Below are 12122 nucleotides of genomic sequence, written 5' to 3'. Positions count from 1 at the left end.
TCAGCTCCAGAGTGCGGTGATGCCACTGAGTGCCTTCCAGCCCAGGTACAGCGTGAGCAGCCAGGTCACCACGCCGATGCCCATCAGCCACTTCGGATAGTTGTAGCCACCCAGCAGGTCCCGCCGCCTCGCCGCGACCCACATCAGCACGCCGAAGCCGACCGGCAGGATCAGACCGTTGAGCGCACCCGCGAGGATCAGCAACGTCGTCGGCGCCTGCTCCATCATCAGGAACGCCGTCAACGAGATCGCGATGAAGGCGACAACCAGCCAGTTCCGGCGACGCTCCAGTACGGGCGAGAACGACGCGATGAACGAAACCGAGGTGTAGGACGCACCGATCACCGACGTGATGGCGGCACCCCAGAGGATCATGCCGAACAGGCGCAGCCCGACCTCACCCGCGGCGTGCTGGAACGCGGCGGCCGTCGGGTTGCCGTCTCCGAGCGTGACGCCCGCGGCCACCACCCCGAGGATGGCGAGGAACAGCACGATCCGCATGACCCCGGTGACCAGCAACGAGACGACCGAACTGCGGCTGACCTGAACGACCTGCTCCGGACCCTTCACCCCGGCGTCGACGAGCCGGTGCGCACCCGCATAGGTGATGTAACCACCGACCGTGCCACCGATCAGCGTCGTGATCGCCAGGAAGTCGACCTCGTCCGGGATCACCGACTGGCGCATGGCCTCACCCACGGGAGGGCCGGAGGCGATCGCGACATAGATGGTCAGCGCGATCATGAGGACACCGAGCACCACCACGATGCGGTCCATCGCCACGCCGGCCTTCTTGCTCAGGAAGATCGCGATCGCGATGACAGCGGAGATGGCTCCACCGATCTTGACGTCCACACCGAACAGCGCGTCCAGACCCAGCGAGGTGCCCGCGATGTTGCCGATGTTGAACACCAGGCCACCGAAGACGACCAGGGCCGCCATCACGAACCCGAGTCCGGGCAGCACCCGGTTGCCCAGTTCCTGGGCTCGCATCCCCGACACGCCGATCACACGCCACACGTTCAGCTGCACCGCGATGTCGATCAGGATGGACAGCAGGATCGCGAACGCGAACGCGGCGCCCAGTTGCACTGTGAACGCTGTCGTCTGTGTGATGAAGCCGGGACCGATAGCGCTGGTCGCCATCAAGAAGATCGCGCCCAGCAGGGTCCCCTTGGTCACGCCTGACCGTGGTTTTTCCACGGTCGAGTCAAGTTGTTCCGCCATGAGAGAACTCCGATCTGTGCAGTGCGACACAAGGTATGAGTTGTTGAACAATTCTGCAAGAGCCTTGTGCAACGTCTTGATTAACTCCTGTCGTGACCAGCACACGAGCCGCGCCACCACCTGGGCCGCGTCGGGGTCAACGGGCGGTACCCGTAGTCGTCCCGCACCCGGGGCGGCCGCGGTGACCACTAGCAGTGGATTCGGACCAACCCGTGCCGGTTCCGCCTCGGCACCCGGCTGCCAGCGCCGACCAGCAGGCTCGACCACGGAAGTGGGTTCTTGCCCGAGCACAGCGTGAAAGGTGTGAGGCAGGTGACCACTCGGTGAAAACGGCCGACGTGGAAGGCACCACCGACAACGACCCGCGGGGACCGCACGAGGCAGGCACCGGTCTGCTCGCGGACTACCTGGAACGGATCGGCCGAACTCGGCTGCTCACGCGCGAAGAGGAGATCCAGCTCGCGAAACGGATCGAGGCGGGCGTTTACGCCGAGCACCTACTCACCCAGCACCCCGGCGACCACGACGGCGACGCCCGGGCCGCGCTGCTCGCCGTGGCCGAGGACGGCGCGGCGGCCACCCGGCAGATGCTGGAGGCCAACCTTCGGCTGGTCGTCAGCGTGGCGAAGCGATACGTCGGCCACGGTATCCCGCTGCCCGACCTGATCCAGGAAGGAAACATCGGGCTCATCCATGCTGTGCGCAAGCACGACTACAAGCTCGGGTTCAAGTTCTCCACCTACGCCACGTGGTGGATCCGGCAGTCGATCACACGTGCCCTGACCGACCAGTCGCGGTTGGTCCGGCTGCCGGCACGGGTTGTGGATCAACTGAACCGCGTCGCCAGGGCACGCAGAGAGCTCGTGGGACGGCTGGGCAGGCAGCCGCAGGCGGAGGAGTTGGCACGGGAAAGCGGGATGACCGTGCTCGACATCATCGAGTTGCAGGCCTACGACCAGGAGCCTGCGAGCCTCGACCAGCACATCGGCGAGGACGCCACCGTCAGCCTCGCCGACCTGATCCGGCAGCGCGAGCACGGCGACGACCTCGTCGACAGCGTGTCCTACCGGCTGCTGCGCGCCGACATCAACGCCACGCTGGCGACGCTGCAACCCCGCGAACGCGACGTCATCAGCCGACGGTGCGGGCTGGACGACGGACACCAGCGCACCCTGGAGGAGATCGGCCGCGAGTTCGGGGTGACCAAGGAACGGATCAGGCAGATCGAGCGCCGCACCCTGCGGAAACTGCGCGAACCCGAGCGCTGCGAGCGCCTCCACAAGTACGTCGGCTGAGCCGAGGACCGCAGGGGACTTTCGTCCCTTCCCTGTCACCGCGACGGCAAGGAACGTTCGGGGCACCTCACAACGCGGTCCGAGGGAGGCAGTCATGCCCACCACCCAAGAGCGGCGAGCCACGACCGAATCGGCCATGCTCGCCGACCGGTTCGCCCCGCGCTACGACGTCATACAGACCGAGCACGTCGTGGTGGACACCACCCCCGAGCGGGCGTACGAGTTCGTGCGGGCGCTCGACTTCACCGACGTCCACACCACGCTGGTGGACGCGGTGCAATGGGTCCGAGCGCTCCCGCAACGCTGGCGCGAGCGCAGGCACGGGCCGCCGCGCACGCCCACTCGCATGACCTTCGACGACATGGCCACGGGCTCGGACTGGGTGATCCTCGGTGAGACACCCGGTAAGGAGATCGCGGCAGGCGCCGCGGGCCGGTTCTGGAAACCAGTCGTCGAATGGCGGCCCGTCGAGGCAGAACGTTTCACCGAGTTCGCGGAACCGGGCTACGGCAAGATCGTCATGTCGCTTTCGACCCGGCCGTACGGCGAGAACAGCTCGCTGGTCAGCTACGACATCCGGGTCATACTCAACGACACCCTCAGCGCGGCGAAGTTCGCCGTGTACTGGAAGACCATCGCGCCGTTCGTGAGGGCGATACAGAAAGCGGTACTGAACACCGTGAAGCGCGACGCGGAACAGCGGGACAAGTAACGGGGGAGCCGGTCGGGGCCTCACCGCGCCGCGTGGCGACGCAGACCCCTGCTGCAGGATGATCCGCTGGGGCCGTTCGATGCGATGTCGTCGCTGCTCGTCGCCGGCCTTCTCGGTGGCCGAGAGCACCGCGTCCGGGCCGGTAGATCAGCGTCTCGTGGTCGTCCCGCAGCCATCGGACCAGGTACCGCAGGTGTGCCGTCGTCGCCCCTGACCTCGACGATGAACCCCGGATCGTCGAGGCTACCCACGACAGCATCCTTGCTGAGCAACCAGTCGCCTTCCCACGCCCGCATGGTTTCGCCGATCGTGCTGGTCGCGGGCACTTCGAGCCTGCGCTCGGCTGCTTTCGCCACAACCGAGTGCAGGCGCACCACACCCCGGCAACAAGGTCCAAGGTCCCTTTGCCCGGCCGGTGACGGCGCAACACCATCGGCCCATGCCTTTCATCGACCGAACCGACGCGGGCAAGCGGCTCGCGGAACGCCTCGACGAGTTTCGCGGGTCCGACGTCGTTGTGCTGGGACTGCCCAGGGGTGGGGTGCCGGTCGCCTACGAGGTGGCCATGGCGCTGGACGCACCACTGGACGTCATCGTCGTGCGCAAGCTGGGTGTGCCGTTCCAGCCCGAGCTCGCGATGGGCGCCATCGGCGAGGACGGCGTGCGCGTCGTGGACACCGAGACCATGCATGCCTGCCAGGTGACCCCGTCGGAGCTGCACGGCATCGAGGCAGGCGAGCGGGCGGAACTCGAACGCAGGGCACGCCGGTTCCGTGGCGGCAGGCCCAGGGAGTCGTTGCGCGGAAGGACCGCGATCGTCGTGGACGACGGCGTCGCCACCGGATCCACGGCACGTGCGGCGTGCCAGGTCGCCAGAGCGCACGGCGCGCAGCGCGTGGTGCTGGCCGTGCCGGTGGGAGCGCCCAGTGCCGTCGCGGCGCTGCGGGAAGAGGCCGACGTCGTCGTCTGCATCGAGCAGCCGCCGTGGTTTCGGGCCGTGGGCCAGTGGTACGGCAACTTCCGGCAGACCACCGACGATCAGGTGTTGGAGCTACTGCGCAGGGCGGCGCGGCGCGACACCTCGGTCACCGTCGCCGATCCACCCGTCAGGGACGAGGAGGTGGAGGTGCTGGCGGGCGAGGTCGCGCTGGAAGGCCGGCTCACCGTGCCGGAGCACTGTCCAGGCGTGGTGCTGTTCGCGCACGGCAGCGGGAGCGGCAGGCACAGCCCTCGCAACCGGCACGTGGCCGCTGTGCTCAACGAGGCACGCATCGGCACCCTGCTGTTCGACCTGCTGACCCAGGAGGAGGAGTTCGACCGCCGCTACGTGTTCGACATCGAACTGCTGGCCGACCGGCTGATCGGGGCCACTCGGTGGCTGCGCGACCAGCCGGGGTTCGAGCGCACACCGATCGGCTACTTCGGCGCCAGCACCGGCGCGGCGGCCGCCCTGTGGGCCGCGGCCGACGCCCGCACCGACGTGGCCGCGGTGGTGTCGCGGGGCGGCAGGCCCGATCTCGCGGGCAAGCAGCTACGCGCGGTGGGCGCCCCCACGCTGCTGATCGTCGGCGGCCACGACCACGTGGTGCTGGACCTCAACCGGGCGGCGCAGGCCGAACTGCACTGCGAGAACGAGCTTGCGGTCGTGCCGAGGGCCACCCACCTGTTCGAGGAGCCGGGCGCGCTGGACCACGCCGCGCAACTGGCCCGCGGTTGGTTCCTCGGACACCTGGCGTCCTGACCCGGTTCGCTCAGTCGGAGTTGCGCCGGGCCTCCAGCACCACCCTGGCGCGCCGCGGCAGCAGCTCCTCCTCCGGCACGTCCTGCTTGATCGCCTTCACCAGGCAGTACATCGTGAGGTAGGCGATCACGAAGAACGGCAGCCCGATCACCGTGACGACCTGTTCCAGTGCTTGCAGCGCCTCCTGGCCGGTCGCGGCGATGAGGGTCGCTGCGACGACGCCCTCCAGCACCGCCCAGAACACCCGCTGCCTCGTGGGCGGGTTGAGTGTGTTGCCGGAGGTGAGCATGTCGACCACCAGCGACGCGGAGTCCGAGGACGTGGTGAAGAAGATGACCACCACGAACACCGAGAGCGCCATGACGAACTCGGTTGCCGGGAAGTTCTCCAGGAACGCGAACAGCGCCGTCGCGGTGTCGCCCTGCTGGACGACAGGGCCGACGAGCGAACCGGGGTTCTCCCATTCGATGTTGATCGCCGACAGCCCGAAGACGCTGAACCAGACCAGGGAGAAGGCCACCGGGGCGCCGAGCACGCCCAGCACGAACTCCCGGATGGAGCGTCCTTTGGAGATGCGGGCGACGAAGATGCCCACGAACGGCGCCCAGGTGATGGTCCACGCCCAGTAGAACACCGTCCAACTCCCCTGCCAGCCCCAACCGTCGGCGGGCAGCGCGTCGTTCCAGAAGGACAGCGGGACGATCGCGCTGAGGTAGGTGCCCGCGCTCTCGATCACACCGCGTAGCAGGAACACAGTGGACCCGGCCAGGATGACGAACAGCAACAGGCCTACCGCGAGCCCGATGTTCAGATTGGACAGCCACTTGATGCCCTTGTCCAGTCCCAGCACCACCGAGATCGTCGCGATGGTGGTGACGACGGCGATGATGGCGATCTGGGTCGACTTGCCGATCTCGATGCCGAACAACCCGTTGAGGCCGCTGTTGATCTGTAGCGTGCCGAGTCCGATGGAGACAGCCACACCGAACAGCGTGCCGATCACCGCGGCGATGTCCACGATCTTGCCGATCGGTCCGTTGATCCGGTCGCCCAGGATGGGCTGGAAGATGGAACTGACCCGAAACGGCAGGCCCCTGCGGTAGGCGAAGTAGGCGAACGCCAGCGCGGGCAGGGTGAAGATCGCCCAGGTGTGGAAGCCGAAGTGGTACATCGTGAACCCGATTGCCTCGGTCGCGGCCTGCTCACTGAGCGGGCCCGCCGCGCCCTCTGGTGCGGGCAGTTCGCGCAACCGCTGAGCGAACTGCTCGGAACTGCCCGCGGACTCGCTGAGGTCGGCGACCTGCCCGTTGAGCCCGGAAAGCGGTGGGTTCGCGAAGTGGTTGATCGGTTCGGCAACCCCCCAGAACATCAGGATGGTGCCGATCCCGGCCGCGAACAGCATGCCGAACCACGCGATGTTGCTGTACTCCGGCCGCGCGTCCTTGCCACCGAGTCGCACGTGGCCGAACCTGCTGAACGCGATCCACAGCAGGAATCCGAGGAAGGAGGTGACACCGAGGATGTAGAACCAGCCGAGGTTGGTCTTCACCGCCTCCGACGCGCCGCGAAAGGTCCGGTCGACCTCGTCGGTGAACAACACGGACAGTCCCACGAAGACGATCGCCAACGCCGCCGACGTGAAGAAGATGGTCGGGTTGGTCTTCAACCCCAGCGCGCGTTGCAGTTTGTCGAGCATGATCGTCTCCCTCCGTATAGCCTCGGCAAGCTATCCGCGGGAGATCACTGTGTCAATCGATCACCGACTTGACCGGCTTAATGTCGATCACTGACGGAGCGTGGGATCTGCTGATATGGGGGTTGTCTCAGCTCGAACAGCACGCCTGCCGCGCCCGAGCGAGCTCGTCGGCGCACGGATGGTCAACCGCAGGTGTGCTACCGGATTCGCGGGGAGTACGTCCGCCATGGCGAAGGCAAAGGCCCCCAAATGATCTTTGGGGGCCTTATTTGTGCTGCTCCCCCGGCTGGACTCGAACCAGCAACCCTTCGGTTAACAGCCGAATGCTCTGCCAATTGAGCTACGAGGGACCGCTGTCGGCACCCGGATCGCTCCGGGCCAACGGGTTCATACTCTAGCTCATTCCCGATCAGTCTCGCGCACCACCCCCGGGTCGTCACCGCGAAGCGCGGGATGCGCAGGTGCGGAACAATGGACGTGGTGGCCCCGCTTCGAAGGAGGCATGAGCAAGATGAAGACGTTCCTGTTTGGCGCGGCCGTCGGCTATGTGCTGGGCGCGCGAGCCGGCCGGGCCCGATACGAGCAGATCGTGCGCACCTACCGCAAGCTGGCCGACCACCCCGCCGTGCAGGGCGCGGCCGGAGTCGCCAGGGCGAAGGTGGGCGAGAAGGTCGGCGACAAGCTGCCGTTCAGCCAGCGCTCGACTCGGTCCACGCCCGCACCCCATGGCAGTGACGGCCACGCCACCGCGCAGCCGTCGGGTGGCCGGACCTGAGCCGTCAGGGCACCCGCGCGACGACGAACACCCTGCGAAACGGCAGCCACGTGGTGCCGTCACCTCTCGACGGGTACGCCTCGGCGAGCAGCGGGGCCAACTGTTCGCGAAAGGCCAACCACTCTCCTTCCGGCAGTGCCGCCTTCACCGGCCGCAGCGCCGTGCCGCTGACCCATTCGAGCACCGCGTCGTCGCCGGTCAACCGCTGGATGTAGGTGGTTTCCCACGCGTCCACCTGGCAGCCCAGGTCGGCGAACAACTCCGCGTAGTCCAGCGGATCGGCTACGGCGTCGTCCTCCAGCAGCGGAGCATCCTGCAACCTCGGCGCCCACCTGGGGTCGCGCGTGACGCGCCGAGCCAGGGTGTGCGAAGGGGAGCCGAAGTTGCCCGGCAGTTGCACAGCCAGCCACGCCCCGGACGGCAACCGCCTCGCCCAGCGGCTCAGCAACTCACGGTGACCAGGGATCCACTGCAGGACGGCGTTACACACCACGACGTCGGTATCCGGTGCGGGTTCCCACTCGACGATGTCGGCGACCTCGGCGTCGACGCCCGACCGCCTTGCGGCGACCACCATTTCCGGTGAGTTGTCGATCGCCTCGATCGTCGCCTCCGGCCAGCGGCGCGGCAGCGTTCGCGTCAGGTTGCCGGGACCACAGCCGAGATCGACCACCCGGCGTGGCCGGGGCGCCTCCACCCGTGCCAGCAGATCGAAGAACGGCCGCGCGCGCGGCTCACCGTAGTCGAGGTACTTGACGGGACTCCAAACGCTGTCCGGCATGCTCACCAGCATAAACGCTGGTTGCGGCAAACCGGCGAAGCGTCGTTATTCTCCACTATTTCCAAGATCATCAGCAGATAAGGCGGCCCCCGGCGGTGTAGCAGCACCAACCCGGGGGCCTTGATCAGACACCGGAGGTCTGACCCGTGGGTAACCGTATCGTCGTGGCCGGGTGTGTCGCACTGGCCACCCTCACCACCCTTCTCGCTCACCGGTGGCGCTGCATCGCGCGCCGCGAAACCAGGACGCACCTCGAGTTGCTGACCGCCATCCGGTTCGCGCCTGCCACGCACCCCGAGGTCGCCGCGATGCTGCGGGACCGATGCGCGGCGCTGCTCGCGGCCGTCGACGAGCACACGGCCGGAGGTGGACAGCGATGAGCGCCACCCCCGAGCAACCCATCCACGCGATGCTCACCGAACTCGCCGACGACATCGCCGACCGCGACCGCCACATCGCCGAAACCCTCGCCGACGACGAATCCCGCGCCGTGTGGTCGGAGTACCGCCGCCAACAGATCCTCGACCACGCCAAGCTCGAGCACCGCTACCAGGCGCTGCAGAACGGGCTGCACTGGCTGATCGGCTGGCACCGCGCCGACGACACCCCCGTCGACCGCGACGAGCTCGTCGCGCTGCTGCAGGCGGTGACACGCACCTAGCGGGTGTCCCCGCAGCATCACCCACCCCTTACCGGGGTGGCTGGTGCTGTCGGCGCAACCGCACCGACCACCCGGTTTCCTTAGCACCGTCCACCGGGGTCAACCCGCGACCTTGTCGCCGTACACGACAAGGCAGGGAAAGACGGGCTCGCTCGTAAACCACCCTGACGAGCGCAGGGCTCCCCACCCCCACGGCCAGGGGCGGGGCGACACATCCGGCACCCCGCGCGTCCCAGCGACACGCGGGCGGTAGTGCTGGGCGGGATATGAATGGTGTGGGTTTGTCCCGGCAGGGACCAAGGGGGGAGCCCATCAGTGTGCCCGCAGCCAGCCACAGCGGCCTACGCGCGCGCGGGCGCGAGTCCTCAGCAAGCGTGATAACATCACTCTTGCTGCAGCGGCCTACGCGCGCGCGGGCGCGAGTCCCGATCCTGGTGCTAAAATTTAGCACCTCACCGTGCGGCCTACGCGCGCGCGGGCGCGAGATAAGTTTTCCGCGTCTGCGGATTATCTATCACAGTGCGGCCTACGCGCGCGCGGGCGCGAGGCTGGTCTTCAAGGTTCGTTCACACCCGAGCCACCGAATTCAACGTTCCGGCCGGAACCGTTAACGCCGCTCGTCGGGGCGGCGCACGAACGTCCCCTTCACCGGAACCGTGATCGCCAAGCCACGGTCGCGCAACTCGGCGACAGCACGCCGCGCCGTCTGCAACGACACCCGGTACTCATCGGCGAGATCACGCTCACCCGGCAACCTGCCGCCGACCGGGAGGTCACCGGCTTCGATGCGAGCCGCGATGTGGTCGGCGACCTGCAGGTAGAGGTAGACCGGGCTCGCGGGGTTCGGTTCGAACGCTGGCACCTTCGGCACCGCAGCAACGTAGACCGTGCGTGACCAGCGCAAACCTATGCGACGCGAATGGGTGCTATGCAGTGCTCATGTGTGCGTCGTAGCCTGCTCGGGTGATCCAACGCGACCGTGACCTGCTCGCCAAGCTGGCCAAGACCAACCGCGCCATCGCCGCGGCCACCGTCGAACTCATGGCAGCGCAGGACGGCGGCGAACTACCCGCCGAAGGCCTGCGCGCACTGGCCGACCACCTCGCGCCGCTCGTCGACGAGCTACGGCAGCGCGCCGACCAGCTCGACGCTATCGAGGCACCCGCCGAGGTCGAGTCGTGAACCGGCTACCACGCGGCGACCGGTGGCTCGTCGCGCTGCTCGCCATCGCCACCGTGGCGGCCGTGCTCGTCGCCGTGAACGCGACCCTCGGCAGCTACTGCGGCTGAGCGCGGCCAGGAAACCTTCACCAACTGCGCGCAAAAAAAGGACAGAAGGACGGGGGTGTCCGCACCCCTCTGACCAGGGAAAACGCCGGGTCCGTGACCTGCGGCAATGTGTTGCCGCCGGTCACGGACCCGTTTCGTCACGCGCAGACTGGCTACGGTGTGACGACGTCCTGCATGACGGCGAACCCGGTAGTGAGGGTGACGCCATACCCGGCGACGGTGTAGGTGGCGACCGTTTCCACCCCGGTCTTGACGTCGACCTGGGTGGCGGTGCTGAGTCCGACCGCTTCGAAGTAGCGGGCACCGACCCGCAAGTTCGCCACCGTCATGAACCCGGTGGACACCGCGTTGCTCGGGTAGACCAGCGCGCCGGAGAAGCGCTGGAATCGTTCGGCGATCGTCGACCCACCGGTGGGGGACACGTCCTGCAGCAGGTACACGTCGTCGGGGTGGGCGAGGATCACCAGGTCGGCGGGATCGTCGGAGGCGGTGTTGGCCTGGACTTGCGCCATGGCCTTGCGGATCTGCGCGGGAACATCGGCGGCGAAGGCCACCGCGGTTCCGGCGGCTGTCTCGACCGCGTCGACGAGGACCTGATCGAGGTCGAGCGCGATGCCTACCCGGTGCATTCCGGTGATGGCGGCCGCGTCAGCCCCGATCAGCGCCTCGCGGGACATGTCGGTCCAGCGGCCGAAACGGCCCAGTGTGACCGAACCGGCCGCGGATGACGCGTATTCGGTCAGGCTGGCCGCTTCGGCGGTCACCGGCTGCGCTGTGGGCAGGGTGAGCTGCGGGAACTGGGCGAGCACCGCTTCGACGGGCTGGCGTGGCACACCGGCGACCTGTGACAGCAGGCGCGGCCCGGTGAGCACGTTGGCGCCCCACGCTCGCGGCGCGCCGTGTGTGGTGGTGGTGATGGTGGCGAACCGGGCTCGGGGGTCGGCGGCCCGGACCCGCAGGGGTTCGTGGGCGTCGATCGCGGCCTGTAGGGCGGTGAGGGCTTGCGCGGTGTAGGCCAGCGGGTGCGGCGATTCCTCGGCGAGCAGTCCGCTGTGGTGTCCGCTGGGGGTGTTCGGCATGTTCGGCAGCGGGTGCCGTGTCGGGTCGACCGTGTCTGGCCGCTGGTCCTGCTCGTCGCGTAGCCGGTCGAGTTGCTGCTCGATCTCGGAGAAACGCGCCGTGGCTTGCTCGCTGAGCGGCCCGTCACCGGCGTCGGCGATCAACTGCCGCGCCTCCACGATCAGCCGCTCACGCTCGATCTCAGGGGCCTTTTCGGGTGCCTCAGACATAGATCCATCCCTTTTCCGCCAGGCGTAGCCGCAGCCGCGCCTGCTCAACGTCCAATGTGGGTTCGGGTTCCCCGTCGCTGTCGCGGGTGAATCCGGCCGCGGCGAAGGCCGGCTCGTTCACGAGGCTCACCTCGCGTAGCCGGGCTTCGGAGTGCGCCAGGTGCCCCTGCTGGTCCTCGCTGTACCGCAAGGGGTCCACCCCGGCCGACAGGCCCCGGACGTAGCCGTCGCGCACGAGCTGCAGCGCCTCGTCGCCGGAGGCGGTGCGGGCGAACTCGAACGCCACCCGCAGCCCTTCGGGTCCGTCGTCGAAGTCGACCGCCCGCCCGATCGGCAGGCGACGGACGTCGTGTTCGACGAACAGCTTGACTTTCGAGCCGCGTTCGCGGATCGAGCGGGAGAACGCTCCCGGCTCGAATCGGTGCCGCACCGCCATCCCGCCGAACTCGGCGGGGTGGCTCACCTGCCCGTAGGGCACGGCCAGGCCGCGCAATGTGCGGGAGTCTTCGCCGTCGTCGAGGGCGAAGTCGGCGGTGAAGATCAACAGATCGGGGGCGCTCATGCCGGGGTCTCCAAGACAGCGACGGGGAACCGTTCGCCGCATGGCGACCCTTCCGTCCGGGTGGCCCGGTGCGACCGGGTTCCGGCGCTGGGGA

14 protein-coding genes and 1 tRNA gene are annotated in these 12122 nt (G+C 68.0%); 7 read left to right on the top strand and 8 right to left on the bottom strand.

The features are described 5' to 3' along the window. On the bottom strand, positions 1 to 1227 hold the full coding sequence (locus SACMADRAFT_RS09150; RefSeq protein WP_009153525.1) for an NRAMP family divalent metal transporter: 1227 nt from the start codon (positions 1225 to 1227) through the stop codon (positions 1 to 3). Positions 1228 to 1550: 323 nt separating this feature from the next. Here SACMADRAFT_RS09150 and SACMADRAFT_RS09145 point away from each other — a divergent pair, with 323 nt between their 5' ends. Both SACMADRAFT_RS09145 and SACMADRAFT_RS09140 read left to right on the top strand, forming a co-directional pair. Continuing rightward, a complete protein-coding gene (locus SACMADRAFT_RS09145) occupies positions 1551 to 2522 on the top strand; it encodes a sigma-70 family RNA polymerase sigma factor (RefSeq protein WP_009153524.1) in 972 nt (323 codons plus the stop codon). Between the two features lie 94 nt (positions 2523 to 2616). Continuing rightward, entirely contained in the window at positions 2617 to 3234 is a 618-nt protein-coding gene (locus SACMADRAFT_RS09140; RefSeq protein WP_009153523.1) for a hypothetical protein, read from the top strand. 20 nt (positions 3235 to 3254) lie between these two features. On the opposite strand, the gene SACMADRAFT_RS31360 is transcribed toward SACMADRAFT_RS09140, so the two are convergent. After that, positions 3255 to 3530, bottom strand: coding sequence for a DUF1918 domain-containing protein (locus SACMADRAFT_RS31360; RefSeq protein WP_408640353.1), 276 nt, complete (start codon positions 3528 to 3530; stop codon positions 3255 to 3257). Positions 3531 to 3673: 143 nt separating this feature from the next. Here SACMADRAFT_RS31360 and SACMADRAFT_RS09135 point away from each other — a divergent pair, with 143 nt between their 5' ends. After that, positions 3674 to 4975: a phosphoribosyltransferase gene (locus SACMADRAFT_RS09135; RefSeq protein WP_009153522.1), complete on the top strand. Its 1302-nt coding sequence runs from the start codon at positions 3674 to 3676 to the stop codon at positions 4973 to 4975. 10 nt (positions 4976 to 4985) lie between these two features. On the opposite strand, the gene SACMADRAFT_RS09130 is transcribed toward SACMADRAFT_RS09135, so the two are convergent. Beyond that, complete coding sequence (locus SACMADRAFT_RS09130; RefSeq protein ID WP_009153521.1) at positions 4986 to 6671, bottom strand: BCCT family transporter; 1686 nt, start codon at positions 6669 to 6671, stop codon at positions 4986 to 4988. Between the two features lie 277 nt (positions 6672 to 6948). Next, a tRNA-Asn gene (locus SACMADRAFT_RS09125) sits at positions 6949 to 7021 on the bottom strand. Between the two features lie 161 nt (positions 7022 to 7182). Here SACMADRAFT_RS09125 and SACMADRAFT_RS09120 point away from each other — a divergent pair. Beyond that, positions 7183 to 7446, top strand: a complete 264-nt coding sequence (locus tag SACMADRAFT_RS09120; protein WP_009153520.1) for a hypothetical protein — start codon at positions 7183 to 7185, stop codon at positions 7444 to 7446. Between the two features lie 4 nt (positions 7447 to 7450). Here SACMADRAFT_RS09120 and SACMADRAFT_RS09115 read toward each other — a convergent pair whose 3' ends face one another. Further along, complete coding sequence (locus tag SACMADRAFT_RS09115; RefSeq protein WP_040926226.1) at positions 7451 to 8227, bottom strand: trans-aconitate 2-methyltransferase; 777 nt, start codon at positions 8225 to 8227, stop codon at positions 7451 to 7453. 146 nt (positions 8228 to 8373) lie between these two features. Here SACMADRAFT_RS09115 and SACMADRAFT_RS09110 point away from each other — a divergent pair, with 146 nt between their 5' ends. Both SACMADRAFT_RS09110 and SACMADRAFT_RS09105 read left to right on the top strand, forming a co-directional pair. Further along, on the top strand, positions 8374 to 8607 hold the full coding sequence (locus SACMADRAFT_RS09110; protein ID WP_009153518.1) for a hypothetical protein: 234 nt from the start codon (positions 8374 to 8376) through the stop codon (positions 8605 to 8607). Then, positions 8604 to 8888 carry a hypothetical protein gene (locus tag SACMADRAFT_RS09105; RefSeq protein ID WP_009153517.1) on the top strand — a complete coding sequence of 95 codons (285 nt, stop codon included), beginning with the start codon at positions 8604 to 8606 and terminating at the stop codon, positions 8886 to 8888. Before SACMADRAFT_RS09110 ends, SACMADRAFT_RS09105 begins: the two co-directional genes overlap by 4 nt. A gap of 607 nt (positions 8889 to 9495) precedes the next feature. On the opposite strand, the gene SACMADRAFT_RS09100 is transcribed toward SACMADRAFT_RS09105, so the two are convergent. Then, a complete protein-coding gene (locus tag SACMADRAFT_RS09100; protein WP_009153516.1) occupies positions 9496 to 9759 on the bottom strand; it encodes a GntR family transcriptional regulator in 264 nt (87 codons plus the stop codon). A gap of 92 nt (positions 9760 to 9851) precedes the next feature. Between SACMADRAFT_RS09100 and SACMADRAFT_RS09095 the strand changes: the two genes are divergently transcribed. Further along, the gene (locus SACMADRAFT_RS09095) at positions 9852 to 10070 is read left to right on the top strand and encodes a hypothetical protein (protein WP_009153515.1); all 219 of its coding nucleotides are present in this window, start codon (positions 9852 to 9854) and stop codon (positions 10068 to 10070) included. Positions 10071 to 10329: 259 nt separating this feature from the next. Here the strand turns inward: SACMADRAFT_RS09095 and SACMADRAFT_RS09090 are convergent, their stop codons facing one another. Then, positions 10330 to 11466 (bottom strand): phage major capsid protein, encoded by a 1137-nt coding sequence (locus SACMADRAFT_RS09090; protein ID WP_009153513.1) that lies wholly within the window; start codon positions 11464 to 11466, stop codon positions 10330 to 10332. After that, positions 11459 to 12028 (bottom strand): HK97 family phage prohead protease, encoded by a 570-nt coding sequence (locus SACMADRAFT_RS09085; protein WP_009153512.1) that lies wholly within the window; start codon positions 12026 to 12028, stop codon positions 11459 to 11461. The genes SACMADRAFT_RS09090 and SACMADRAFT_RS09085 overlap by 8 nt, the downstream gene beginning before the upstream one ends. Positions 12029 to 12122: the final 94 nt, after the last annotated feature.

It is taken from the genome of Saccharomonospora marina XMU15 (genome assembly GCF_000244955.1).
Classification (GTDB): domain Bacteria; phylum Actinomycetota; class Actinomycetes; order Mycobacteriales; family Pseudonocardiaceae; genus Saccharomonospora_A; species Saccharomonospora_A marina.
The sequence above is the reverse complement of the archived record's forward strand: the minus strand, read 5'-3'. Positions and strand labels throughout refer to the sequence as shown.